The organism is Caballeronia sp. LZ043 (assembly GCF_031451075.1).
Taxonomy (GTDB): Bacteria; Pseudomonadota; Gammaproteobacteria; order Burkholderiales; family Burkholderiaceae; genus Caballeronia.
The window spans coordinates 960,290-985,063 of the sequence record NZ_JARUXT010000003.1; the positions used below are offsets into that span (position 1 = coordinate 960,290).

The following is a 24,774-nucleotide window of genomic DNA, read 5'->3' on the forward strand; positions in this document are numbered from 1 at the left end:
AGCCCGCGGGTAACGGCGAAGCCGTCCTCGGCAGCATGACCGTGCAGGCCAACGGTGATCCTATGGCCTATGCGGTGCTGCCGGCGCTGACGTGCTGGTTCACGGGCATGCTTTCGCTGTCACACAACAGTGAGCACACCCGGCGTGGAAGCATGTCGCTGCCGACTTCGGTGATGCTGCCGATTCCGGCATCCCGTCCGGTGCTGGTGGGCGGTCCACCCGTGCCCAGTATCGCGGCGCTCGCCGGCATGGCGATGCGTGCAGTCTTCTCGCACGGTCTGTCCAAACCGTCGCGTGCCTGCCACGTGTCCAGGGCGATTCAGGATCGCGTGGGCAACGGACGATGGGGCAACTTCGTCAGACTCGTCGCTCAATGGGTCTTTGGCGAACCGGTCAACGGCATCACGGGTGAGGTCGTGGTGCAGCAGCACGATTTCACCGTGTCGGTGCAAGTGCTGAGGAAATCAGAATCGCGGGGTTTGATGTCATTCATAATCCGAGTAGAAATGGATCAGGTAATAGCCATGCCCGCTTGATACATCCCGATGGTCCCGACGGGCATAATGCGAACAAGGGTAACCTGATGCAGGTCTTCAAGTGCGGAGGAGGAGGATGAGAGATTATCTGGCAGGAAGAGACGGTGAAATCTATGAATTTTTTGATTATTTCCCGGATGCAGAGATCGAGCATTACTTTAGAGGCGAAATAATTGACTACTGACTGCCATCAGAGCTGACCGGACTTCTCGCGGATTATTCTGAGATTCTGGATGGCATGGCACTTTCGCTACTGGATGAGGTTGAAGCTAAGATAGCGAGCTATCAATTGCACTTGAAAAACGCGGGAATAAGCATTTTCAACCTTGAAATAGTAGACAAGATGAGTTTCACATTTTTTGACAGATATCCAACTGCGAAGGGATTTATTGATAGACATCCCGGATCGGATCTCTAAAAAATGGTGTGCATTAAGGATGAGATCAGAAGTCGACCGGGCGACGAGCGCCTGTTGGCGCTATCGCTCAGGCAGCACGAAGCAGGCGTTGATCCAAGACGAGAGAGAGGTGGCGTAGAATTTCACGAGGGCGTCGGCGCGTTCGAGCGCGCCGCCGAATCGACCGGGGCGATCCTCACATTCCGCCCCTTCTCACTCCTTTATCAACCCGCTCCCGCATACTCACCAACCCCCACCCCCTCCCGCAAGCTCCTTCGCGCCGCCACCATATCGACCTTCCCATTCCCGAGCTTCGGCAGTTCTTCCACCAACTGAATCAGCCGCGGAATCTTGAACCCCGGCAACAGCGCACGCGCCGCCTCGATAATCCCCTCCACGGACAACACAGGCCCCGACGGTTCCACCACCACAAGCGCCGCCACCCGTTCACCATAGCGCGCATCCGGCACGCCGAACACCACGGCATCACGTATCCCGTCGATCTCCAGCAGCGCGCGCGACACCTCTTCCGGATACACGTTCTCGCCGCCGGTCTTGATCATGAAATCGAGCCGCCCGAGAAAATGAAGATGGCCGTCCGCATCGAAGAAGCCGTTGTCGCCGGTGCGCTGCCAGCCGTCGGTCATGCGCTGCGTGCGCACGTAGTCCCCGTCCCAGTAGCCGGGCGAAACACCGTCTCCCCGCACGCAGATCTCACCCGCCTCGCCGACGCCGCAAGGCGCGCGCGTAGTCCAGTCGAAGACGGCGACGTCCGCGCTGTTGCGATTGGGCAGTCCATGATCGGTAAAGCGCCGCGCGGCGCCAAGCGGCTGATAGGTCAGGCCGCCTTCAGTGCGGCTGTAGCCGAGCAGGAAATCGCCGCCAAGCCGTTCCTCATACGTGCGCAGCATCTCGGACGTGACCGAATGGCCGCCGCCCCACGTGAAGCGCAACGGCGGACGGCCTTGCAGCGGCGCGAACACCTCAGCCGGCGCGCGCACGATATCGACCACCAGCGTCGCGATGATGTGCACGAAGCTCACGCGCTCGCGTGCAAGCGTCTCGACGAAGCGTTCGAGATCCCACTTCTCCATCGTGATGAGCGGACACCCCGCGAACAGCGCGTTGCAGGCCACGCTCAAGCCGCCGGTATGGAACATCGGCGAGATGGCGAGCGCCACGTCGCGCCGCGACAGCTGGAAGCAGTCCGCCATCGCGCCGCCGATCGATGCCCGCATACCGTGCGTATGGATCGCGGCCTTCGGCGTAGAAGTTGAGCCCGATGTGTACAGCAGATTGGCGATGTCGCCGCTCTGCGCCTGGAATGACGCGTAGGTGTCGGGATAGGCGCGCAACGCCGTCCAGAAACTGCCTTCCTGCGCCTGCAACGTCACGCACAGCACATCGCGCGCGCCCATCTCCACGAAGGCCTGCGCATGGGCATCGGTGGTCACGACGGAACGTGCATTCGTGTGCCCGACAATCCGCCTCAGTTCCTCGCCCGCCAGCCGCCAGTTCAGCGGCACCGCGACCACGCCCGCCTTCCAGGCGCCGAGCAGCGCGATCACGATTTCAGCCCGGTTGGGCAGGAACAGCGTGACCGGAGAACCCGGCCGATGTCCCATCGCGTTGAGCCAGTGAGCGAAGCGGTTGGCCCAGCCATCCAGTTCGGCGCGCGAGAGCCGCACGCGTTCATCGGCGAGCGCCAGCGCATCCGGTTCGCTGCGCGCGTGTAGTTCGGTGAAGAGCGAGAAGTTCATCGTGCGGCGCGGTCCTGTTCGCGGCCGCTCATGCCGGCCTTGGCCACTGCAATAGCCTGGTTCACAGAGTCTCCCTGTCTTTCGATCTAAATAAACACGATGTGTTCCATACGGAAACATAGAGTTATAGTAACGTCAGCCCTCGGATGAAAGCAAGAAGGGATTTGCGCCAATGGGCACGACGCCATTCGATGAACATACTGCGCTGGATGTTCGAATGAGAACTGATGTTTCCCTAACAGAAACGAATCTGACAGGCGCCATGACGACACTTCAAGACACCCGTGATCTCGACACTCCCGAACTCGGCGACCGGGCGCTGGCCGAAGCCCGCGCGCTGCTGGGCATGCCCATCCGCATCGAGCAATGGAACAACGAGGCCACGCGCGACACCATCCGCCACTACAGCTGGGGCATCGGCGACGACAATCCGCTGTACAGCGATCCCGACTACGCGGTCGGCACCCGTTGGGGCAGCATCATCGCGCCGCCGACGTTCTTCTTCGCTGTGTTCGACGCGGTCGTCGCGCCGGGGCTGGAAGATATCCAGTGGTACTACTCGGGCATCGATGCCGAGTTTTTCCAGCCGATGAAGCGCAACGACGAGATCAAGGCGTCGGCGGAATATGTGGAAGCGAAGAAGCTCGAAGGACGCCGTGTGCGCAACATGGTCCTGCAGACCGGCGAGGTGCTGTATCACAACCAGAAGGGCGAGCTCTGCACGCGGGTCCGCTCGCATACGTTCCGGGTGGCGCGCAGCGGCGCATCGGACGGGCTGCGCTACGAGCCGCGCGAGAAGCACGTCTATACCGAGGCCGAACTCGACGCGATCATGACCGCCCAGCTCGAAGAATTCCGCCGTGGCGCCGCGACGCTGTGGTGGGACGACGTGCGCGAAGGCGAGGACTTGCCCGGCACCGTGCGCGGCCCGATCAACCAGATGGACATGACGACGTACTACGCCGGCGCGGTCGGCACGACGGGCTACAAGTCCACCAAGCTCAAGTGGCGCTACACGGCGTGGGCGCGCAACGACCCGGACAAGCTGCCGAACAACTACGACAAGTGCTACTACGGCGCGAAGGTGCTGCCGAGCATCGGGCATCAGGACGCGAAAGTGGCGCAAGCGGATCTCGGCATGCCGGGTCCTTACGACAACGGCCCGCAGCGCTGCGGCATGCTGGCGACCGTCGTGACCAACTGGATCGGCGATGAAGGCGAGATGCTGCGCTATAGCGCGCGCATCAAGCTGCCGGTGATCTTCGGCGACACGCATCGCTTCTCGGGTCGCGTGACCGGCAAGCGTATCGAAGACGGCGCAGCGCTCGTCGACCTGGAGCTCTGGGGCGAAAACCAGCTGGGACAGGTCACGATCACCGGCTCGGCAACCGTGAAGCTGAAGCAGCGCTGAAGCCTTTCCAAGAAACTCAGCGGGCGCTGCCGTACGGATACACCGGGCAGCCCAGCCGCTGCGACAGCGTCCGCGCGGCGCGTTGCAGCGGCGCGAGCAGCGCCGCTTCCTCGCTTCGGGCCACGTTGTGGCTCGGAAACGCGATGCTGAGCGCGCCGATCACCACCCGATGCGCATCGAACACCGGCACGCTGACCGCGCCGAGGCCGACCGTGTTCTCGTCGCGGGACGCGGAGAAGCCGTGCTCGCGCACGGCGCGCAGCAGCTCGAACAAGGTCTCCGCATCGACGATCGTTTCCTGCGTGATCTTCCTGAGCGGCCCGCGCAACAGCGCGCGCATGTCATCGTCGGCCATGAAGGCCAGCAGCACGCGGCCGGCGGAGGTCGCGTGGATCGGCATATAGGTGCCGATCTTCCACGGCGAGTCCGTGAACAGCGGCCCGTTGATGCCGATCAGATACGCGGCGCGGTCGCCATCGAGCATCGAGAGGCGCGTGCTGTGGCCGGTCTGCTCCGTGAGGTCGCGCAGCAGCGGCAGCGCCTGGCCGCACAAGTCATCCTGATTGAAGAATTGCGAGCCGAGCACGAATGAACGCACGGCCACCGAGAAGGCCTGCGACGCAGGATCCTGGCGAATCAGTTGGGCGTCGGCCAGTGCGGCTGCGATCTTCGAGATATGGCTCTTGCTCAGGCCGGTCTGCGCCGCGAGTTCGGTGACGGTGTAGCTGGGCTTGCCGCTGGTGAATTCCATCAGCACACGCAGCGCCGACCGCAGGGACTTCATGGCGGCAGGAGAGTTGGAATCGTCTTCAGTGATGGGCGGCATAGTGCTGAATTTGGGCTACGGTTGGAGTCGCGTATCCGCTTCGCGGGGCAACGCGAGGCGCAGGCGTTGAATCAGGTCTCTGGTGCTTGCCGTTCTTTGAGCCGGGCGCGCAGCAGGTTCTTCTGCACCTTGCCGGTGGCCGTCTTCGGCAGCGCATCGAAGATGACGCGCTTCGGCGCCTTGAAGCGCGCAAGCGTCGCACGCACGTGTTCGATCAGCGCCTGTTCGCCGGCCGTCGCGCCGTCCTTCAGGGTGACGAAGGCCACCGGCACTTCGCCCCATTTCTCGTCTGCACAGGCGACGACCGCCGCTTCCAGCACATCGCCATGCGACGTCAGCGCGCGCTCCACCTCCACCGACGAGATGTTCTCGCCGCCGGAAATGATGATGTCCTTGCTACGGTCGCGCAGCTCGATGTAACCATCCGGATGCCGCACGCCCAGGTCACCGGTGCGGAACCAGCCATCGGGGCTGGCGGCCTGCGTCGCGGCGGCGTCGCGGTAGTAGCCGAGCATCACGTTGTTACCGCGAATCGCAATCTCGCCCAGCGCGATGCCGTCAGGTGCGACATCGGCGCCCGAGGCATCCACCACGCGCGGCTCGTTCGAGATCACATTGCCGACGCCTTGCCGCGCCTTCAGCCGCGCCTGCGCTTCGAAGGACAACGGATTCCATTCGCTGCGCCATTCGCAGATGCACGCCGGGCCGAAGGTCTCCGTCAGGCCATACAGATGCGTCATGCCGAAGCCGAGCGCCGCCAGTCGTTCGAGCAGGGCAGGCGTCGGCGGCGCGCCGCCCGTGGCGATGTGCACCGGCTGCGGCGCGGGACCGTTGGCGGCCTCCGGGTCCCAGATGGTCGACGTCAGCACCGTCGGCGCGGCGCACAGGTGCGTCACGCCCGAGTTGCGCAGATGCCGCCAGATCGCCGTGCTTTCCGGCTTGCGCAGGCACAGGTGCACGCCGCCCACCATCGTCACGGCCCAGGTGAAGCACCAGCCGTTGCAGTGAAACATCGGCAGGGTCCAGAGATAGACCGAGTCGGCGTCGAGCCGCATGTGCAGCGCCATCGCCAGCGCCTGCAACGCCGCGCCACGATGGTGAACCATCACGCCCTTCGGCTGCGCCGTCGTGCCGCTCGTGTAGTTGATCGCGAGCATGCCCATCTCGTCGCGCACGGGTTCGTCGAACGGCGCGGCGAAGGCGATCAGCGTCTCGAGTTCGTCTTCGTGGCCGCCGGCCCGCACCAGCCTGAGCGCCGGTCCGAGTTCCCGCGCCACCCGGGCGGCGGCCTCGGCGTAGTCATCGTCGTAGATCAGCACGGTGCAGCCGGCGTGGCGCAGGATCCACGTCATGTCGGCCGGCGTGATGCGCGTGTTGAGACTCACCAGCACCGCGCCGGCAAACGGCACCGCGTAGTGCGCCGCCAGCATCACGTGCGTATTGCCGGCCAGCATGCCGACACGTTCCCCCACGCCGACGCCCAGCGTCCGCAGCGCGCCCGCGAACTTCAGCGAGCGTTCGAGGAACTGCGCGTAGGTGAAGCGGATGTCGCCGTCCACGACGCCCACGCGATCACCGAACACGAGCGCGGCACGCCGCAAAGCGTTCGTCGGGGTCAGCGGTTCAAAGTTGAATGACATGTGCGTGGCCCGGAACGTGTGGAGAGGTCGCGATCAACGCTCGACTGCATCGAACTTGGCGAGCACGGTGTCGAGCATCGCGTTGAAGGCGTCGGGCTGTTCCCAGTGCGGGATGTGTCCCAGGCCCTTCAGTTCGTGCACCTCCGAATCCACGCCTTGAGCGGCGAACTGCGCGCTGGTGGCGCGCGCCATTGCGGGCGTCGTGGACCAGTCATCCTCGCCGACGATCCAGTGCACCGGCCGGCGCACCTTGTGCATCGCTTCGTAGAGGTTGAGGCCCGCGTAGGTGAGCAGGTCGGCGTACGAGACGTAGGGCGAGCAGCGCGTCGCGTCGAAGGCCATCTCGCGGCGCCGTTCGAGCGAGGTCGTGCGCCCGAGCACCGAATGGAAGATGGTTTCGAGCCAGTCGGTTGCGTTGATCTGCGTGTTGCGCAGCAGGTCGCCCTGATAGCTCACGCCCGCCGATCCACGGAACGCCGCGCCGCCGCACACCGCGACGACGCCCTTGATCGCTTCGGGATGCTCGATCGACGTCATGATGGCGACGCCCGCGCCCAGCGAGTGCCCGATGATGATCGGCTCGCGCAGTTGCTTCGCCTCGATGAAGCGCCAGACGACGCCGGTGAATTCCGCGGTGGTCGTGGTCGGGCGGCGCTCGACGAGTGCGGATTTGCCGTGGCCCGGCAGGTCGATCGCGAGGACGCGGTAGCGGGTAGCGAAGTGGCGGATGTTGTCGTGCCATGACAGCGTGTCCTGGCTCGCCCCGTGGATCAGGACGAGCGGCTGGCCGTCGCCTTCTTCCTCGTAGTAGAGGCGCAGATCGTCGAGATAAAGGTAAGGCATGTGCGATCCCGTAGTGTCGTGTTCAGGCGTGGCCGGAGAAGTGCCGCATGGCCTCCGTGATGAAGAAGAGCGCCTTCCAGTTCTGCATCAGCCGCACCGGATCGGCCCGCACCGTCAGCGTGCCGGTGCGGTAAAGCCGGACCAGGCCCCAGCCCGCTTCGAACAGCACGTTCCACTGCTCGCGGGTGCCGGAGATCAGGTAGTCGGACTCGCTGTAGCCTTCGACCACATCCAGCACGATGCCGCGGTCAATCTGCATCACGACGGTCTGCTGGTCGCAGCGGTATGCGATGCGCGCGGTGAGCCAGCGGCCGTGCGCGCGAAAGTCGTCGTCCTGTTCGAGATGGCCGGCGAAGCGCTGGAACCATGCGCGCGCCGGGATGGGCGCATGGTCAGGTGGCGTCTGGGTCAAGGTGTTCTCCTCGATGGCGGCTCAACGACCGGTGAATTTCGGCGCGCGGTTGTCGCGCAGCGCGAAGACCGCTTCCTTGTGATCGGCGTGCGCCTTGCTGAAGGTCTCCAGGCCGATATGCGCCGTCGCGTACGGTACGGCCCACTGCTTGAGCAGCATGTTGACGGCCTGCTTGGTGAGGCGCACGGCCATCGGCGGGCCCTCGGCGATCTGGGTCACGAGCGCGTCAACGGCCTCGTCGAGCTGGTCCGCCGGCACCGCGCGGTTGATGAGGCCCATCGCGGCGGCGTCGGGGGCGCTGATCGGATTGCCCGTCAGCAGATACTCCTTGGCGCGCGCGAAGCCGATCACCAGCGGCCACAGCAGCGCGCCGCCGTCGCCGGCAACGAGGCCGGTGCGCACGTGCGGATCGGCGATGACCGCGTGATCGGCGGCGATGATGATGTCGCAATACAGCGCGATGGTCGCGCCCACGCCGATCGCATCGCCGTTCAGGCGCGCGATGATCGGCTTGCGCAGGTCGATGAGCGCGTGCAGCAGCTCGGGCGCGCTCGCGATCAGCGAAAAGTCCTGCGGCTGTTCGAGCCGGCGTGCGAGCGCGGGAATGTCGATGCCGCCGCAGAACGCCTCGCCTTTGCCCGTCAGCACCACGACCGAGGTGTCTTCGTCGTGATTGATCTCGACGAAGGCCCGGTGCAGGTCGTGATGCAGCGCGCCGACCATGGTGTTGCGCGGCGGGTTGTCGATGGTCACGCGCAGCACGCGCCCCGCGCGCTTGAAGGTCAGCATCTCGTAGTTCTCGTACATCATCAGCGGCTCCTTTGCCGGGTTCAGGCGTCCGCGAGGATCAGGTCCGAGGCTTTCTCGCCGATCATGATCGCGGTGGCGTTGGTGTTGCCGGAGACGACCTCCGGCATGATCGAGTTGTCGGCGACGCGCAGGCCTTCGACGCCGTTCACGCGCAGCCGGGGATCGACGACGGCGTCGTCATCCGCGCCCATCCGGCAGGTGCCGCACGGGTGATAACAGGTGTTGCCGGCCTGGCGCACGAAGTCGAGCAGTTCGGCATCGCTCGACACTGCCGCGCCCGGCGCCGTCTCGACCGGTTCGAAGACGCGCAGCGGACCCGCCAGCATTACGCTGCGGGCGATCCTGATGCCGTCGGCGATCACGCGCGCGTCGTCCTCGACCGAGAAGGCGTTGTAGCGCACCACCGGCGACGCGGCCGGATCAGCGGACTCGCGATGCACCGAGCCGCGGCTCGCGGGCCGCAGGCCCATCACCGAGATCGTCATGCCCGGATGGCGATCGAGCTTGCGCGTGGCCGGGTCGGAGAACGACAGCGGCGCCGCGAACAACTGCACGTCGCAGTGTTCCTCGGTGTCGCGGGTGCGCGCAAAGCCCATCGCCGGGCACGCGGGATAGGTCAGCGCGCCGGTCCGGAACAACGCGAACTTGAGCGCTTCGAGCACCGCGCGCCAGCCGCGCGTGCGCTGGTTCAGCGTCGCGTGGCCCTTGACGCGCCAGCGCGTCCAGGCGGCGAAGTGATCCTGCAGGTTCTCGCCGACCTCGCGGGCGTCGTGCACGAGCGGAATGCCGAGCGCCGCGAGCCGCTCCGCCTGACCGACGCCCGAGCGCTCCAGCAGCGCCGGCGAGTGGATCGCGCCCGCGCACAGGATGATTTCCTTCGCCGCGCGCACCGTGACGGACGCGCCTTCCTGCCGGTATTCCACGGCCACCGCGCGGCGGTTCTCGAACACGATCCGGCTGGCGAGCGCCCCGGTGATCACCGTCAGGTTGCGGCGGCCCTGCACGGGCTTCAGATAGGCGCGCGCGGTGCTGTGCCGCCAGCCTTTGTAGGTCGTCGTCTGCGAGTAGTTGAAGCCGTCCTGCGAGTGCGCATTGAAGTCCGGATTGCAGCGATGCCCGACCGCCTGCGCCGACGCGATGAAGGCGTCGATCAGCTTGTCGCTCTCGTAGTTGTCGGACACGCCGAGCGGACCGTCGCCGCCGCGATACTCGCTGGCGCCGCGCTGGAAGCGTTCGGCGCGCTTGAAGTAGGGCAGCACGTCGGCATAGGACCAGCCAACGCAGCCTTTCTGCGCCCAGCGGTCGTAGTCGGCGCGGCTGCCGCGCACGTACACGCCGCCGTTGATCGCCGACGAGCCGCCGAGCACGCGCCCCAGCGGCACGGCGAGCCGGCGGCCATGCGCGTTCGACTCGGGCTCGGACTTGAGGCACCAGTTGACGTCGGGATCGGTGATGGTCTTCGACACGCCGACCACAAAGCGCGTCCACAGCTTCCGGTCGTCGGGACCCGCTTCGAGGATCAGGATGCGATGCCTGCCCGACTGCGACAGGCGGTTCGCGATGATGCAGCCCGCCGTGCCTCCGCCGATAACGACGTAATCGTAGGTTTCCATGTGGGATCTTTTCGTTGAAGGGTCAACCGCCGAGATAAGCCTGGATCACCCTGGGATCGGACGCGACCGCCGCCGCCGCGCCGGTGAGCGCGATCCGGCCGAGCTCAAGGACATAGGCGCGGTCGGCGATGGCCAGCGCGCGCTTCGCGTTCTGCTCGATCAGAAGCACGGTCACGCCCTCGCGGCGGATCTCCGAGACGAGTTCGAAAATCTGCTGGCTGATCACCGGCGCGAGGCCGAGCGACGGTTCGTCGAGCAACAGCAGCCGCGGCCGCGCCAGCAGCGCGCGCGCCATCACCAGCATCTGCTGCTGACCGCCGCTCAGCGTGCCGGCGAGTTGCTTCGCGCGCTCGCGCAGGATCGGGAAGCGGCCCATCACGCGATCGACATCGGCGGCGACTTCGGACTTGTCGCGCCGGATGCCGGTCGCGGCGAGCAGGTTTTCGAGTACCGAGAGCTTCGCCAGCGCCATGCGGCCTTCCGGCACGTGCACCAGGCCGTTGCGCACGATGGTGTGCGCTGGCACGGCGGACAGGTCCGCTCCTTCGAAGCGAATGCGGCCTGCCGCCGGGCGGATCAGGCCGGACAGCGCGCGCAGCAGCGTGGACTTGCCCGCGCCATTGGCGCCGATGATGGTGACGATCTCGCCCGGCGTCACGTTCAGCGTGACGCCCTTGAGGGCTTCGATCGCGCCGTAGCGGACCGACAGGTTGGAGACATCGAGCATGGCCGTTCTACTCCTCGCCGAGGTACGAGCGGATGACGCGTTCGTCGCGACGGACGGCGTCGGGTGTTCCCGTGGTGATCATCGAGCCGTGCGCGAGCACCGCGATGCGGTCGCACAGTTCCATCACGAGCTTCATGTTGTGTTCGATCAGCAGGATGGCCACGCCGCTTGCCCGCACCTCGCGCAGACGCACCTTCAGTTCCTCGATCTCGCTCGGATTCATGCCACCGGCGGGTTCGTCGAGCAGCAGCACCTGCGGGCCGTTGGCCAGCGCGCGCGCCAGCTCCAGCCGCTTCTGCTCGCCGAACGACAGGCTTCCGGCAATCGCCTCCGCGCGCTCGTCAAGGTTGAAGCGCTGCAGCCACTCGCGGGCGTCGCGGCGGCGGGCGCGGACCTGCGCCGTCAGCAGCGGGTTGAGGATTTCGCCGAGCGAGACCTTGGGCGTCTGGCCGAGCAGCACGTTGTCGAGCACCGTGCGCCGCTTGAAGATGCGCAAATTCTGGAAGGTGCGCGTGACGCCGGACCGGACGATGCGATGCGGCTGGAGTCCGGTCAGCGCATGCGCGTCGCCGAGCGAGACAACGCCCTTGTCGGGCCGCACGAAGCCGGAGATGACATTGACCAGCGTCGTCTTGCCAGAGCCGTTCGGGCCGATCAGCCCGAGGATCTCGCTGCCGTCGACGTCGAGATCGACACCGGACAGCGCCTTGACCCCGCCAAACGATTTCGCGATGCCGCGCAGACTGAGTGCCGTGTTCATGATTGCCCTCCTTGCAGACGGCGGCGTTCGTCGTGACCGGACCTGCGGCGCGTGACTCGGCCGAGCCAGTGCACGGCGTTTTCATCGATCAGGCCGCGCGGGCGCACCAGCACGATGGCCGTCACGAGCAGTCCGTAGAAGATCATCCGGTACTCCTGCAGCGGGCGGATCACCTCGGGCAGCAGCGTCAGCAGCACCGCGCCGAACACCGGGCCCCAGAAGGTGCCGAGACCGCCCGCGCCCACATACAGCACCGCGAGCATCGTCAGGCTGAAGCCGAAGTCGCCCGAGGTGATAAACGACATGTAGCACGCATACAGGCCTCCGCCGACCGCCGCGACTGCCGCGCCCAGCGCGAACACGAGCAGCTTGCTGGCGACCACGTCGATGCCCATCGCGGACGCGGCGGCTTCGTCTTCCTGGATCGCGCCGAGCATCTTGCCGTAGCGGCTGCGCTCGAGCGCGACCAGCAGCACGATCAGCACGACGAGGAACGCGGCGACGTGCCACGGTTGCGTCAGCACGGCCACGTTGCGAAAACCGGTGGCCGCGGCGGGTCCGGTCGGCACGCCTTGCACCGGCACCTGCCACGTGAAGTTCAGGAAGAAGACCCGCGCGCACTCGGAGAAGCCGAGCGTCGCAAGCGCCAGATAGATGCCCTTGACGCGCAGGCACGGATAGCCGAGCGCGATGCCGATGACGAAGCACCCGGCGGCGCAGGCGAGCAGCGCGGGCAGCAGCGCCCAGCCATAGAGCGTGGTCAGCGCGGCGGTGCCGTACGCGCCGATGGCCCAGAAGCCGACTTGCGCGAGCGAGAACTGGCCGGTCGCCAGCGTCATGTAGACGCTGACCGCGAGGATCGCGTTGAGGCCGGCGATGGTGAAGAGGGTGACGAGATAGCTCATGGATTCAGTCCGGCCGGCCCACCGCGCCGCCGAACAGGCCTTGCGGACGCACGATGAGTACGATGAACATCAGGATGAACAGAACCGCTTCCTTGTAAGAGGCCGAGAGCAGGTTCGTCGTGAGAATCTGCACGACGCCGACGAACAAGCCGCCGAACATCGCGCCATACAGGTTGCCGAGTCCGCCGATCACGATCACCACGAAGCTCGTGAGCAGCAGCGGCGCGCCGATATAGGCGTTGATCGTGCCGGTGGACACGCCGATCAGGCAGCCCGCCGCGCCGGCGAGCGCGGAGGCCACCGCGAACGCGACCATCTCGGTGCGCTCCACGTTGATGCCGAGCAGACGCGCGGCCGTGGGGTTTTCCTCGACGATGCGCATCGCGCGGCCCGAGCTGCTGCGCGTCACCCACAGATGCAGCAGGACCATCAGCATCAGCGAGACGGCGAAGATCACCACGTATGCGCCGCGGATATAGACCTCGCCGAGATGGAACGAGAGATCTTCCAGCGGCGACGGATACGGCGTGTACTCCGGATAGAAGATCGGCACGCGGCGTGAGACCTGCTGCATCGCTTCTTCGAGCGCCATCGTGATGCCGACGGTCGCGACGAAGGGCGCGAGATAGGAGGCGTTGCGCAGCGGCCGGAAGATCACGCGCTCGATGAGTACGCCGAGCACCGCGCCCGTCACCACCGAAACGACGAAGGACAGCGCGAGCACCGCATAGCTGTCGCCGCCCAGCAGCAGCGAGACCGTGGCGCCGGCAAACGCCGACACCATGATCGTCGCGCCGTGGGCAATGTTGAGCCGGTGCAGCACGCCGAAGATGATCGTGAAGCCGATCGCGACGAGCGAATACGTGCTCCCGAACAGCAGCCCGCTCAAGATGTACTCAAGGATATGCATGGCGATTTCCGCGGCCGCGTAGGTTCAATGGAAGGGCTTCTGGTCCCAGATCTGGTACTTGCCGTTCCTGATCGTCAGCAAGTAGCCTTTCTTGACCGCGTCGTGTTCGGCGTCGAAGGTGACGCGCTCGCCGGTGATGCTGACGATGTCCACCTTGGCGAGCGCATCGCGAAACTTCTTGCGGTCGTCCTGCAACGTGTCCGGCGTGTTCCTGATGCCCGACGCCTCGATGGCCGCCTTGAACAAATAGATGGCCTCGTAGCCGTTCACGCCGAAGAGATTGATGTCGATGCCCGCGCGCTTGCGGTAGGTCTGCGCGAGCTCGGCGATCTTCGGCTGGTCAGGCGAGTACGAACTGCCCACGAGCATGTCTTCCACCGCCTTGCCGCCGAGCCTCGGTACTTCCGGCGCGATGTTGCCGATCGTGCCGATCCACACCTTCGGCGCGAAGCCGCGGCGCTTCGCTTCCTTCATCAGGTTGACGCCCGCGAGCACCGGCGTGGACACCGCGACGACATCGGGCTGTGCTTTCGAGAGCGCCTCGATCTGCGCGGACAGGTCGCTGTCATTCTCGAGGCCCGCCGTCTCGGCGACGATCTTGAAGCCGGCCTTTTCCAGCGCCGGACGCAGGACGCTCTGCGCGGTCAGCGCATTGGCGGCGTTGTCCTTGGCCACGAAGATCGCGGCGGTCTTGTAGCCGAACTTGTCGTGCAGCAGCTTCGTCTCGCTCTGGATCAGGTCGGACTCGAAGAACGAATTGCGAAAGCCCCAGCTGGAGATCTTGCCCAGCCCCGGACTCGCGGAAGCCGACGACAGCAGCACCACCGGCGTGCCTTGCTTTTCCAGTTCCTTCAGGTAGTTGAAGGCGGCTTCGGTGTTCGCCGACTTCGACGTGCCCTTGATGGCGAGTACGCGATCGTCGGCGACCAGCTTCTTCATCAGCGCGATGGTCGCGGCGGAGTCGCCGCCCGGGTCATAGCCGTTCGGCGCCGGCGTGAGCGCGAGCTTGACCATGCGGCCGTCCACCTTCACGCCTCCGGCCGCATTGATTTCGTCGATGGCGATCTGCGAGCCAACCAGCGCCTGGATGCCGTACGCCGCCGGGATGCCGGTTTGCGCTTCCATCGATCCGATGCGCACCGTGCCTTCGGACTGGAAAGCGTGTGCAGGCGCCGCGCCGCCGAGCGCGGTCAGGAGCGCGACGTCCAGCAGCGCGCGCGATGCGCTTGCGCCAAGGCTGTCGATGACATGGCTCCAGGAAGAGCACAGCGAAGTTGCGGCGGCTCTCGTCGTACAGCGTTGCGCGGCGAGACGCGCGTGAGGTTGTGTAGCTTGCAATTGGGTGTCCGTAGCGGAATAGATAGCAGACCAGCGTGGCCGGGTTGTCGGAAGGCGATATTCTTGCCAGACGCCCGAACTTCGTCCCATCGTTTCCATCATGGAAACGCATGTGCCTCACAGGAATTATTTTGGCGCGTTCGCTTAATAGTTGTCTCCTAGGGAAGTCCATTAGCTTCGGCTTGATCAGAACGACGTGCGCATGCCGAGCTGAAACGTGCGTCCCACCGAATTCGGCGTGGCCACGCCGGCCAGGTACACCGCGCCGCCGAGTGAGTAGGTCGAGCCGTTCTTGTTCTGCACCTGCCCGTACGACGCGAACACCGCCGTGCGTTTCGACAGCGCGTATTGCAGTCCGATGGCTTCGATGTAGGCGTTCTGGGACGCGGAGAGTCCATCCGACGTGTTGATGACGTGCACGACCTGCGCCATCGCCGTCAGCGCCGGCGTGATCTGATAGCGGAGGCCGAGGTTCACGAGCGAGAACTGCACCTTGGGGCCTGTGAGGGCGGGCGTGTTGGCGGTGGTGTCGGTGTCCTTGCTGTAGGCCAGGAATATCTGCGCCGGTCCGATCGTGTAGGTGCCGCCCGCGGTCCAGGCGATCAGGTCGCCCGCGCCGTTGGTGGTGATGGTACGCAGGTACGCGCCGTTGAACGCGAAGCCGCCGAGCGTGTAGTTGACCCAGCCCGACACGGTCTGGCCGTCCTTGATGCTTCCGGGAACGCCGCCGAAGGCGTACATGGCGGTCACCGTGAAGCCATACAGATTGGGCGTCTTGTAGACGACGGAATTGTTGGTCCGCCCGTTCGACGCATACGCGTTCATCATGTTCTTCTGCGATCCGTCGAGCAGCGTCCGGTAGAAGTCCGACAAGCCGCCTTGCAGACCGCCGAGGAAGGCGTCGTTGTAGGTGAAGGCCCAGAACTCGGGCGAATACTGCCGGCCGAAGGTCAGCGTGCCTTGCGGTCCGGTGAAGCCGACGAACGCCTGGCGTCCGAACAGCAGGCCGCCCTGTCCGGCGGTGCCGGTGTTCGCGTTGAAGCCGTTCTCCAGCGTGAAGATGGCCTGATAGCCGCCGCCGAGATCCTCCTTGCCGATGAAGCCCCAGCGCGAGCCCTGCATGGCGCCACTGGTTTCACGGACCAGCGTGCCGTGGCCCTGGTTGGATATGTCGATGGCCGTATCGATCACGCCATATAAGGTCACGCTGCTCTGCGCTCGCGCGACCGGGCTCGCTGCGCCGAGTGCCAGGCCCGCGAAAGCGGCCGCCACGGCTTTGCCGTTCTTCATCTGCTTCACCTTCGTCTCCGATTGATATTTCGAATTGCTAACAGACAGGTTCGTGAAACCACGTTAGTTCCCGTGCCGTCTCGCGCTTCTTCCTGGTTATTCCCCGGTTATTCCCGGTTGTTCCGCCGTTCGATGGCGACGGCAGGACGGCAATGCGATGTGCGGCGATGTCGATGAATCCGGCGCCGGTCCGGCGTGCAAGGCCGACAGACCCGGGAGCGGTCGGCCTCGCTGCAGTGCATGGATCAGGCGGTTGACGTAGCGGCTGAGCCGTTTCGCCGGATAGTCACCGCGTGGCGCGATCGCGTTCGAGTGAAGCGATGTGATCGACGACCTTGTAGCCGGTCTTGCCCCAGGTGGTGACGCCGCACACGTGCATGACCTGCATGCAGGCTTCGGCCAGTTCGCGGCTGCTCATGCCGGCCTTGGCCGCGGCATTGCCGTGATTGATGGCGCCTTCGAGATTGCCGGTGACGATGTCCAGCACCGTATAGAGCAGTTCCTTGGTCTTCAGGTCCAGGCCGCCTTGCGCGGTGTGGTCGCCGTAGACGCCTTCGCGGAACAGCAGATAGCCCGGCCAGTGCTGCGGGCAATGCTCCATCATCGCGCGGATGGGTTCGGGCAGATTGCCCAGCGTTTCCTGGAAGTGCGCCTTGCCGCGCGCGATGGCCTGATCGATCTCGGATTGATTCACGAAGCGTCCTTGTCTGAGTGAATTTTTGGAACACCTTGTGTTCCATACGGAAACACGGAGTTATATTAGCTTTATTTTTTCGCGACGCAACGAGGGTTTGCCTGAATGCGCGACGCCGCGACGTGCGCGCGCAAGTTGGTCGCGTGGTCATGCAGCGTGAAAGAGAGGGCGTGCGGCAGGAAGTCCGGGCCGCATGCGCGCCCGGGACTGTCGAGGAAACCAGCTATAGAAGGGGATCAGACGGCCGGCGAGCGGCCGTGAGTCGAGCGGATCAGTCGCGCCTCAGCGCGCGCCGCCGTAGGGATACACGGGACAGCCCATGCGTTGGGAGAGCGTTCGCGCCGTGCGTTGCAGCGGAATCAGCAATTCAGCTTCTTCTTTCTTCGCGACGGTATGGCTGGGGAAGGCAATGCTCAACGCGCCGATCACCACGCGATGTTTATCGAAGACCGGCACGCTGATAGCCGCCAGACCGAGGGTGTTCTCATCGCGCGAAACGGAAAAGCCCTTGTCGCGCACGGTGTGCAGCAGCTTCACCAGCGCGGACGGATCCACGACCGTCGCCGGCGTGACCTTGCGCAACGGCTGATGGATGATCGCGAGCATGTCCTGCTCGTCCATGAAGGCCAGCAGGATGCGGCCGGCGGACGTGGAATGAATCGGCATGTAGGTGCCGATCTTCCACGGCGAGTCCGTGAACAGCGGACCATTGATGCCGATCAGATAGGCGGCGCGGTCGCCGTCGAGTGCTGAAAGCCGCGTGCTGTGACCGGTGCGTTCTGTGAGATCGCGCAGTAGGGGCAATGCGTGGCTGCACAACTCGTCCTGGTTGAAAAACTGCGAACCGAGAATAAACGAGCGCACCGCCACGGAATAAGCCTGCGACGACGGGTCCTGCCGGATAAGTCGGGCATCGGCCAGCGCGGCGGCAATCTTCGATATATGACTCTTGCTCAAGCCGGTTTGCGCAGCCAGTTCAGTGACGGTATAGCTGGCGCTTCCGCTCGTGAATTCCATCAGCACGCGCAATGCGGAGCGCAGCGATTTCATCGCGGCGGGAGAACTGGAATCGTCTTCGGTAATGGGAGGCATAGTGCAGAAACAGTGCGGGCGAATTGAATCCGATGCCTGTGCCACACGTCGCGCGGCAGCTCGGCGGCATTTTTGGCGTGATTATCTCGACTCCGCCATCAGATTCCATCGGCCTCGAGTGTGGGAAACTCTCGTTTCTAAAAAAGAAACTCATGTGCTTGGCGGGAATTCTAGGTGCGCATGCTGCTTCGGTCAACCCGCGTCAGTCCGGCACATTCTTAGAAAGCTGCCACGCTTGTTAAAGACCCATTTAAGAGCGACATGAAGTCACTTTGCAAAGATTAATCGCGTGAATCACCCGACATCACTCAACCGCGCGTAATTCTCCCGAATGCACGCACGCACCGTCTGAACGTGTTCGCGCGCCAGCGCTTCGGCCTCATCTTCCTTGCCCGCAAGCACCGCGCTTGCAATGCGTTTGTAGTCGCGCAACCTGATCTGCTGCAACGAAGGCAAGCGATGCTGCGCGTACACGATCGGCATATGAATCGTCGGGAAGAGGCGCTTCAGTTCGCGATTGCGCGACAGATCCAGCAGCGCCCGATAAAACTGCCGTCGCGCGAGGGTAAAGGCGAGGGTGTCGCGTGCGTCGTCGGCGCGGGCGAGTTCGCGCAGGCTTTGACGCACCTTGCTCGCCAGCGGCGCATCGGCGTGATTCCGGGCAGCGCCGCGTGCAAGAAGACCCGTCATCAGTTCAGCGACGTCGAGAACGTCCATCGTGTCCTGCACGTCGAGCGTGCGAATCACCGCACCCTTGTGCTTCAACAATTCGATGACGCCCTCGGCCACCAGCCGTTGCAGACCCTCGCGCACCGAATTCCTGCTGACCCCGAAGCGCGCGGAAAGATCGGCTTCCACCAGACGTTGGCCCGGCACGAAAGCCTGGCTTTCGAGACCGCGCAGGATGCCATGGAACACCGCGTCGGAAGCGGCGCCCTTGTCGGCATCGGCCGGCGCGTCGTCATCAGACGCGGAGCGGGTGGGGGTTCTTGCGTTCATCGGCGGATCATAGCAGTTGAACAAAACGATTTTGTTCCTTAAGATTGTCCAACAATCGGTTGGAACAATAAGGAGATTCATGCCCCCGAAGGAGACATTCGGCCTGCAAGGGAAGCGCGTTCTGATCACCGGTGCATCGAGCGGACTCGGCGCTCACTTCGCGTCGGTCTGCGCTGCGCACGGCGCCGAGGTGATTCTCGCCGGTCGGCGCGGCGGCGTCCTGGCGGAGCAGGTCGAGCGCTTGAAGGAAGCAGGCGGCCACGCATCCTTCATCCAGATCGACGTCAACGATGCAACTTCACGCCAGCAGATGGCCGAGTCGATCGGCGCACTGGACGTGCTCGTGAACAACGCCGGCGTGGTCATCGACAAACCCGCCATCGAGCAGAGCGAGGCCGATTGGGATACCGTTGTCGATACCAACCTGAAGGCGATGTTCTTCGTCGCCCAGGCGTTGATGCCCGCGCTGAAGGCCCGCGCGGGATCCGTCATCAACGTGGCGTCGATTCTCGGGCTCAGACAGGCGGGCAATGTGCTGCCGTATGCGGTGTCGAAGGCGGGCGTGGTTCAGTTGACTCAGTCGCTTGCGCTCGAATGGGCGCGCCATGGCATCCGGGTGAATGCGATCGCGCCCGGCTACATCGAGACGGAACTGAATCAGGCGTTCTGGCGCACACCCGCCGGCGAAGCATTGATCCGCCGCATTCCGCAACGCCGCCTCGGACAACTCGACGACCTCGACGGCCCTTTGCTCCTGCTTGCCTCCGATGCATCGCGCTACATGACCGGAGCCGTCATCGTCGCGGATGGCGGCCACTTGACCAGCAGTCTCTAACTCACTCCATCGACCCATGCTGACCGCTCCTCCCACTGCACGCAGCCGCGAGATCGCGGACCGCGTCGAAGCGTTCGTTCGTGAACGCGTGATTCCATATGAACGCGATGGCCGCCTCGGTCCACATGGTCCTTCGGCGGAACTGGTCGCGGAGTTGCGGGCGCTCGCACGCGAGGCCGGCGTGCTGACGCCGCACATCCTGTCCGACGGCGCGCATCTGTCCCAACTCGAAACCGCCGCCGTGCTGAAGCGTTCGGGGCTATCGCCGCTCGGACCGGTGGCCGTCAACACGATGGCGCCCGACGAAGGCAACATGTACCTGCTCGGCAAAGTGGCCACGCCCGCGCAGAAGACGCGTTACCTCGACCAGCTCGTCGCAGGCGAGGCGCGCTCGGCGTTCTTCATGACGGAACCCGCCGAAGACGGCGGCGCGGGCTCGGACCCAGGCATGCTCAGAACCACGGCGCGGCGCGACGGCGACGCGTGGATCATCGACGGCGACAAGACCTTCATCACCGGTGCGGTCGGGGCGAAAGTGGGCATCGTCATGGCGCGCACCGACGATGGCGACAAGCCGCGCGCCACCATGTTCCTCGCGGCGCTGCCCGATCCGGGCATCGAGATCGTGCGGGTGCTGGATACGATCGACAGTTCGATGCCGGGCGGCCATGCGCGCGTGGCCATTCGCGGCTTGCGCGTGGCCTCGGACGCGGTGCTGGGCGAGGTGCACGGCGGCTTTGAATACGCGCAGATCCGTTTGTCGCCGGCGCGTCTGTCGCATTGCATGCGCTGGCTCGGACTCGCGGTGCGCGCGCAGGAGATCGCGGTGGACTATGCAAGCAAGCGCCACGCTTTCGGCAAGCGGCTGATCGATCACGAAGGCGTCGGCTTCATGCTGGCCGACAACGCCATCGACCTGCAACAGGCCGCGCTGATGATCGACTGGTGCGCGGGCGTGCTCGATCAGGGCGATCTCGGCACCACCGAAAGCTCGATGACCAAGGTCGCGGTATCGGACGCGCTGTTCAGGGTGGCGGACCGCTGCGTGCAGGTGATGGGCGGGTCGGGTGTCTCGCGCGATTCGATCGTGGAACAGTTGTTCCGCGAGGTCCGCGCGTTCCGCATCTACGACGGTCCGACCGAAGTGCACAAGTGGTCGCTGGCCAAGAAGATCAAGCGGGCCGCGCTGGGAGGAAGCTATCGTGTCTGACGCGGCGAATTTCGCAGGGACCGGGCCGGTGCGCGACGCGCATCGCTTCGATGAGGCAGCGCTCGGCCAATGGATGCAGGCGCACGTCGAAGGTTTCGCCGGACCGATGCGGGTCGAGCAGTTCAAGGGCGGGCAATCGAATCCGACGTATCAGCTGCGCACGCCCGAGCGCGAGTATGTGCTGCGCCGCAAGCCGCCGGGCCCGCTGCTGAAGGGCGCTCATGCGGTGGAGCGGGAAGCGCGCGTGATCGCGGCGGTCGGCGCGGCCGGCTTTCCCGTGCCGAAGGTGTTCGGCGTCTGCGAAGATCCGCAGGTGCTGGGCAGCGCGTTCTTCGTGATGGAGCGGGTGCGCGGCAGGATCTTCTGGGAATCGGGCTTTTCGAACGTGCCGCAGGCGGAACGGTTCCGTTACCTCGATGCAATGAACGCGACGCTCGCCGACCTGCACCGTCTCGACTATGCCGCGCTCGGTCTCGGCGACTACGGCAAGCCGGGGCGTTACGTGGCGCGGCAGGTGGAGCGCTGGTCGCGGCAGTATCTCAGCGACGAGGCCGCCGGTCGCAATGCGGACATGGATCACGTCATCGCGTGGCTCGAAGCGAATCTGCCCGCGCGCGATGAAACCGCGTTGACGCATGGCGATTTTCGCGTGGACAACCTGATCTTCGATGCCGTCGAACCGCGCGTCATTGCCGTACTCGACTGGGAACTCTCGACGCTCGGCGATCCGCTCGCCGACTTCGCCTATCACGCGATGATGTACCGCCTGCCGACCGATATCCTGGGCGGCATCGGCGGACTCGATTTCGCCCAACTCGGCCTGCCCGACGAAGCGGCCTACGTGCAGGCCTATTGCCGCCGCACCGGGCGCGAAGCCATCGCGGACTTCGACTACTACGTCGTCTTCAACATGTTCCGCTTTGCGGCGATCCTGCATGGCATCCGTGCGCGCGTCGCGCGGGGCACTGCGGTCAGCGAGGACGCGCGCGCCATGGGCGACCGGTTCGCGCGCGTGGCGCAGCTTGCCTGGCGCGAGGCGCAGCGCGCGGGCGGGCAATGAATCTTCCAGGCTGACGCCCCGTGAAGACGGGCCAGCAAACTCTTCTTTCGGATGGAGCTGAAATTGAGCAGAGATGTGGTGATTGTGAGCGGCGTGCGGACGGCCATCGGCGAATTCGGTGGCAGCCTGAAGGACTTATCCCCGACCGATCTCGGCGCGCGCGTCGTGCGCGAGGCGCTGTCGCGCGCGGACGTGGCGGGTGACGAGGTCGGCCATGTCGTGTTCGGCAATGTGGTGCACACCGAGCCGCGCGACATGTACCTCGCACGCGTGGCGGCGCTCAACGGCGGCGTCGCGCAGCATGCGCCCGCGCTGACCGTGAACCGTCTGTGCGGCTCCGGTCTGCAGGCGATCGTCTCGGCGGCGCAAGGCATCCTGCTCGGCGATGCCGACATCGCCATCGGCGGCGGCGCGGAGAGCATGAGCCGCGCGCCGTACTCGATGCCGGCCGCGCGCTTCGGCCAGCGCATGGGCGATGCGCGGCTCGTCGACATGATGGTCGGCGCGCTGAATGATCCGTTCCAGAGCATCCATATGGGCGTGACCGCCGAGAACGTCGCGCGCAAATACGAGATTTCGCGCGAGGCGCAGGATGCGCTGGCGCTCGAATCGCATCGCCGCGCGGCGCATGCCATCGCCAGCGGTTATTTCAAGGAGCAGATTCTGCCGGTGACGATTCCGTCGAAGAAGGGCGAGATCGTATTCGACACGGACGAACACGTGCGCCTCGACGCTTCACCCGCCGATTTCGCCAGACTCAAGCCCGTGTTCGCGAAGGAGAACGGCACGGTGACGGCCGGCAACGCATCGGGCATCAACGATGCGGCTGCTGCGGTCGTGCTGATGGAACGCAGTGTCGCGGAGAAGCGCGGCGTGCAGCCGCTGGCGCGACTGGTCGCGTATGCGCATGCGGGCGTCGATCCGGCCTACATGGGAATCGGTCCGGTGCCGGCGACGCGCAAGGTGCTCGAGCGCGCCGGGCTCACGGTGAACGATCTCGATGTGATCGAAGCGAACGAGGCGTTTGCGGCGCAGGCTTGCGCGGTGACGCGGGAACTCGGTCTCGATCCGGCGAAGGTCAATCCGAACGGTTCCGGCATCTCGCTCGGACATCCGATCGGCGCGACCGGCGCCTTGATTACCGTGAAGGCGCTGTTCGAGCTGCAGCGCGTGGGCGGGCGGTATGCGCTCGTGACGATGTGCATCGGCGGTGGCCAGGGAATCGCGGCGGTGTTCGAGCGCATCTGAAAGTCGCGTTCCCCGATGGCTCGTTGAAAGCCAATGCCTGCACAATGCCCGATCAGTCCAGACCGGGGAGCGACTGCATGACAGAACTCGAGTTGCAATCGTCCGGGCCGCTCAGTGCGGCGTATTCGACGATAGACGGCGACGCGCTGGGCGGCTTCATTGCATCGGCCTATGCCTTCGATGCACCGTTCACCTGCCGCCTGCTGAGGCGAGGTTTCAACGATGTGTATCTGCTGCGCTTCGCCGATGGCCACAAGAAGATTGCCCGGCTGAGTTCGCGCCGGGCGAGAGGGGCGTCGAACGTCGCGTATGAAACCGCGCTGCTTCGGCACCTGAAGCAAGCCGGCGGCGATGTCGCGGCGCCGCTTGGCACGAATACGGGGGCGCTGAGCATCGAAGTCGAAGCGCTGGAAGGCCGGCGTTCGCTCGTCGTGTTCGAGTATCTGGAAGGTCAATTTCCCGGTGTCGACTTGCAGGACACGAAGGCGATGGCGGCCAGCCTTGCGACGCTGCATCGTCTGGCGGGAAATTATGACGGTCCGCCGAGTCAGTATGTGCTGGATCTCGGGCATCTCGTCATGCGGCCGTTGCAGCGGCTGCTGGATCACGAATCGACGGACGAGGCGCTTGCGGAACGTCTGCGAAAGATTGCTGCGGACCTGGTCGCGAAGATCGAGGCGGCGCGGCAACTGACCCGGGTGGTCTGCCACGGCGACTGTCATGGCGGCAACACGTTCATGACGAGCGCTCCGGATGGCCGGCGCATCGGCTCGTTCTTCGATTTCGACGCGGAGGCCCGGGTTATCTGGCCTATGACCTTGCGGTCTATCTCTGGGCCATGTTGCTGCACAGGGAGGAGGCGGCGCTCAGCGAAGAGCAGCAGGCACGATGGACGTGTTTCGTCGAGGGTTATCGCGCGGTATCGCCGGTGTCTCCGAATGATTACGCGGCGATTGCACGGTTTGTCTGCGCGCGGCATTTCTGGTTCCTGGGCGAGTATGCAAGCCGCAGCAACGAATGGGGCTCGACGGCGCTCCCGCTGGAATGGCTGCAGAAACAGGCCGGCAAGCTGGAGGCGTGGAGCAGGATGGAGACGCCGTGACGCGGTGCATTCGAATTCCCCCTGGCTCCTCGATCATGCGGACCAACCGTCAACCCGTTCGACCAGTACGTCCGCACCTCTCCATCGGTACCAGCGCCGCCGCAAACAACGCTTCGGCGCGTTCATATTCTTGAGGACTGGCGCACGCGAACGCCATCCCGGGTTTGCCGCGAATGTGGCGCGCATCTTCCAGACAGACCACTGTTCCGCACTTCGGACACGAAATGTCCGACCTGGCCCTCACACTGGATACCGAGGTCTCGCGCAAGGCCCCGCACGCGAATCGAAGCCTCCGCACATTCGCTAAAATTGATCCCCGCCGACAGCTCGACAGCCCGACAACTCGACAGCCGATG

At 64.9% G+C, this 24,774-nt stretch carries 23 protein-coding genes; 7 read left to right on the plus strand and 16 right to left on the minus strand.

The window, feature by feature from the left end:
- The coding region (locus QCE64_RS24560; RefSeq protein ID WP_310006741.1) for a hypothetical protein at positions 1-536 on the plus strand (536 nt) is incomplete at its 5' end.
- A 621-nt stretch (positions 537-1,157) separates the two neighbouring features.
- On the opposite strand, the gene QCE64_RS24565 is transcribed toward QCE64_RS24560, so the two are convergent.
- Positions 1,158-2,693 (minus strand): class I adenylate-forming enzyme family protein, encoded by a 1,536-nt coding sequence (locus tag QCE64_RS24565; RefSeq protein WP_309933536.1) that lies wholly within the window; start codon positions 2,691-2,693, stop codon positions 1,158-1,160.
- 262 nt (positions 2,694-2,955) lie between these two features.
- Between QCE64_RS24565 and QCE64_RS24570 the strand changes: the two genes are divergently transcribed.
- Positions 2,956-4,104, plus strand: a complete 1,149-nt coding sequence (locus tag QCE64_RS24570; RefSeq protein WP_309933538.1) for a MaoC family dehydratase N-terminal domain-containing protein — start codon at positions 2,956-2,958, stop codon at positions 4,102-4,104.
- Between the two features lie 16 nt (positions 4,105-4,120).
- Here the strand turns inward: QCE64_RS24570 and QCE64_RS24575 are convergent, their stop codons facing one another.
- The 15 genes from QCE64_RS24575 to QCE64_RS24645 form a co-directional block, all read right to left on the minus strand.
- Positions 4,121-4,888, minus strand: a complete 768-nt coding sequence (locus QCE64_RS24575; RefSeq protein ID WP_309933540.1) for an IclR family transcriptional regulator — start codon at positions 4,886-4,888, stop codon at positions 4,121-4,123.
- 113 nt (positions 4,889-5,001) lie between these two features.
- Entirely contained in the window at positions 5,002-6,570 is a 1,569-nt protein-coding gene (locus QCE64_RS24580; RefSeq protein ID WP_310006743.1) for an AMP-binding protein, read from the minus strand.
- 33 nt (positions 6,571-6,603) lie between these two features.
- Positions 6,604-7,413, minus strand: coding sequence for an alpha/beta hydrolase (locus QCE64_RS24585; protein WP_310006745.1), 810 nt, complete (start codon positions 7,411-7,413; stop codon positions 6,604-6,606).
- 22 nt (positions 7,414-7,435) lie between these two features.
- Positions 7,436-7,825 carry a hypothetical protein gene (locus QCE64_RS24590; RefSeq protein WP_310006747.1) on the minus strand — a complete coding sequence of 130 codons (390 nt, stop codon included), beginning with the start codon at positions 7,823-7,825 and terminating at the stop codon, positions 7,436-7,438.
- A gap of 21 nt (positions 7,826-7,846) precedes the next feature.
- Positions 7,847-8,635, minus strand: a complete 789-nt coding sequence (locus QCE64_RS24595) for an enoyl-CoA hydratase/isomerase family protein (RefSeq protein WP_309933545.1) — start codon at positions 8,633-8,635, stop codon at positions 7,847-7,849.
- A 20-nt stretch (positions 8,636-8,655) separates the two neighbouring features.
- Positions 8,656-10,248 (minus strand): GMC family oxidoreductase N-terminal domain-containing protein, encoded by a 1,593-nt coding sequence (locus QCE64_RS24600; protein ID WP_310006749.1) that lies wholly within the window; start codon positions 10,246-10,248, stop codon positions 8,656-8,658.
- Positions 10,249-10,270: 22 nt separating this feature from the next.
- Entirely contained in the window at positions 10,271-10,975 is a 705-nt protein-coding gene (locus QCE64_RS24605; protein ID WP_309933549.1) for an ABC transporter ATP-binding protein, read from the minus strand.
- 7 nt (positions 10,976-10,982) lie between these two features.
- On the minus strand, positions 10,983-11,735 hold the full coding sequence (locus QCE64_RS24610; RefSeq protein ID WP_310006751.1) for an ABC transporter ATP-binding protein: 753 nt from the start codon (positions 11,733-11,735) through the stop codon (positions 10,983-10,985).
- Positions 11,732-12,640 (minus strand): branched-chain amino acid ABC transporter permease, encoded by a 909-nt coding sequence (locus QCE64_RS24615; protein ID WP_310006753.1) that lies wholly within the window; start codon positions 12,638-12,640, stop codon positions 11,732-11,734. The genes QCE64_RS24610 and QCE64_RS24615 overlap by 4 nt, the downstream gene beginning before the upstream one ends.
- 4 nt (positions 12,641-12,644) lie before the next feature.
- Positions 12,645-13,550, minus strand: a complete 906-nt coding sequence (locus QCE64_RS24620; RefSeq protein WP_309933554.1) for a branched-chain amino acid ABC transporter permease — start codon at positions 13,548-13,550, stop codon at positions 12,645-12,647.
- Positions 13,551-13,574: 24 nt separating this feature from the next.
- Complete coding sequence (locus tag QCE64_RS24625) at positions 13,575-14,888, minus strand: ABC transporter substrate-binding protein (protein ID WP_309933556.1); 1,314 nt, start codon at positions 14,886-14,888, stop codon at positions 13,575-13,577.
- Positions 14,889-15,074: 186 nt separating this feature from the next.
- Positions 15,075-16,178, minus strand: coding sequence for a porin (locus QCE64_RS24630; protein WP_310006755.1), 1,104 nt, complete (start codon positions 16,176-16,178; stop codon positions 15,075-15,077).
- A 286-nt stretch (positions 16,179-16,464) separates the two neighbouring features.
- Positions 16,465-16,872, minus strand: a complete 408-nt coding sequence (locus tag QCE64_RS24635) for a carboxymuconolactone decarboxylase family protein (protein ID WP_309933559.1) — start codon at positions 16,870-16,872, stop codon at positions 16,465-16,467.
- A gap of 282 nt (positions 16,873-17,154) precedes the next feature.
- On the minus strand, positions 17,155-17,964 hold the full coding sequence (locus tag QCE64_RS24640; protein ID WP_310006757.1) for an IclR family transcriptional regulator: 810 nt from the start codon (positions 17,962-17,964) through the stop codon (positions 17,155-17,157).
- Positions 17,965-18,258: 294 nt separating this feature from the next.
- A complete protein-coding gene (locus QCE64_RS24645; protein ID WP_404987463.1) occupies positions 18,259-18,963 on the minus strand; it encodes a GntR family transcriptional regulator in 705 nt (234 codons plus the stop codon).
- Positions 18,964-19,042: 79 nt separating this feature from the next.
- Here QCE64_RS24645 and QCE64_RS24650 point away from each other — a divergent pair, with 79 nt between their 5' ends.
- From QCE64_RS24650 to QCE64_RS24670, 5 genes are all read left to right on the plus strand, one after another.
- The gene (locus tag QCE64_RS24650; RefSeq protein WP_309924078.1) at positions 19,043-19,798 is read left to right on the plus strand and encodes an SDR family NAD(P)-dependent oxidoreductase; all 756 of its coding nucleotides are present in this window, start codon (positions 19,043-19,045) and stop codon (positions 19,796-19,798) included.
- Positions 19,799-19,814: 16 nt separating this feature from the next.
- Positions 19,815-21,008: an acyl-CoA dehydrogenase family protein gene (locus QCE64_RS24655; RefSeq protein ID WP_310006759.1), complete on the plus strand. Its 1,194-nt coding sequence runs from the start codon at positions 19,815-19,817 to the stop codon at positions 21,006-21,008.
- Positions 21,001-22,068, plus strand: a complete 1,068-nt coding sequence (locus QCE64_RS24660) for a phosphotransferase family protein (protein WP_309924082.1) — start codon at positions 21,001-21,003, stop codon at positions 22,066-22,068. Before QCE64_RS24655 ends, QCE64_RS24660 begins: the two co-directional genes overlap by 8 nt.
- Before the next feature lie 63 nt (positions 22,069-22,131).
- Positions 22,132-23,316: a beta-ketothiolase BktB gene (gene bktB / locus QCE64_RS24665; RefSeq protein ID WP_309924084.1), complete on the plus strand. Its 1,185-nt coding sequence runs from the start codon at positions 22,132-22,134 to the stop codon at positions 23,314-23,316.
- 77 nt (positions 23,317-23,393) lie between these two features.
- The gene (locus QCE64_RS24670) at positions 23,394-24,725 is read left to right on the plus strand and encodes a phosphotransferase (protein ID WP_310006760.1); all 1,332 of its coding nucleotides are present in this window, start codon (positions 23,394-23,396) and stop codon (positions 24,723-24,725) included.
- The last annotated feature ends 49 nt before the right edge of the window (positions 24,726-24,774 follow it).

Bases quoted from the DNA above. Each gene is read 5' to 3' on its own strand.
- QCE64_RS24565 (WP_309933536.1), bottom strand. From the start codon at position 2,693: ATGAACTTCTCGCTCTTCACCGAACTACACGCGCGCAGCGAACCGGAT.
- QCE64_RS24570 (WP_309933538.1), top strand. From the start codon at position 2,956: ATGACGACACTTCAAGACACCCGTGATCTCGACACTCCCGAACTCGGC.
- QCE64_RS24575 (WP_309933540.1), bottom strand. From the start codon at position 4,888: ATGAAGTCCCTGCGGTCGGCGCTGCGTGTGCTGATGGAATTCACCAGC.
- QCE64_RS24580 (WP_310006743.1), bottom strand. From the start codon at position 6,570: ATGTCATTCAACTTTGAACCGCTGACCCCGACGAACGCTTTGCGGCGT.
- QCE64_RS24585 (WP_310006745.1), bottom strand. From the start codon at position 7,413: ATGCCTTACCTTTATCTCGACGATCTGCGCCTCTACTACGAGGAAGAA.
- QCE64_RS24595 (WP_309933545.1), bottom strand. From the start codon at position 8,635: ATGATGTACGAGAACTACGAGATGCTGACCTTCAAGCGCGCGGGGCGC.
- QCE64_RS24600 (WP_310006749.1), bottom strand. From the start codon at position 10,248: ATGGAAACCTACGATTACGTCGTTATCGGCGGAGGCACGGCGGGCTGC.
- QCE64_RS24605 (WP_309933549.1), bottom strand. From the start codon at position 10,975: ATGCTCGATGTCTCCAACCTGTCGGTCCGCTACGGCGCGATCGAAGCC.
- QCE64_RS24610 (WP_310006751.1), bottom strand. From the start codon at position 11,735: ATGAACACGGCACTCAGTCTGCGCGGCATCGCGAAATCGTTTGGCGGG.
- QCE64_RS24615 (WP_310006753.1), bottom strand. From the start codon at position 12,640: ATGAGCTATCTCGTCACCCTCTTCACCATCGCCGGCCTCAACGCGATC.
- QCE64_RS24620 (WP_309933554.1), bottom strand. From the start codon at position 13,550: ATGCATATCCTTGAGTACATCTTGAGCGGGCTGCTGTTCGGGAGCACG.
- QCE64_RS24630 (WP_310006755.1), bottom strand. From the start codon at position 16,178: ATGAAGAACGGCAAAGCCGTGGCGGCCGCTTTCGCGGGCCTGGCACTC.
- QCE64_RS24640 (WP_310006757.1), bottom strand. From the start codon at position 17,964: ATGCCTCCCATTACCGAAGACGATTCCAGTTCTCCCGCCGCGATGAAA.
- QCE64_RS24645 (WP_404987463.1), bottom strand. From the start codon at position 18,963: ATGAACGCAAGAACCCCCACCCGCTCCGCGTCTGATGACGACGCGCCG.
- QCE64_RS24650 (WP_309924078.1), top strand. From the start codon at position 19,043: ATGCCCCCGAAGGAGACATTCGGCCTGCAAGGGAAGCGCGTTCTGATC.
- QCE64_RS24655 (WP_310006759.1), top strand. From the start codon at position 19,815: ATGCTGACCGCTCCTCCCACTGCACGCAGCCGCGAGATCGCGGACCGC.
- QCE64_RS24670 (WP_310006760.1), top strand. From the start codon at position 23,394: ATGACAGAACTCGAGTTGCAATCGTCCGGGCCGCTCAGTGCGGCGTAT.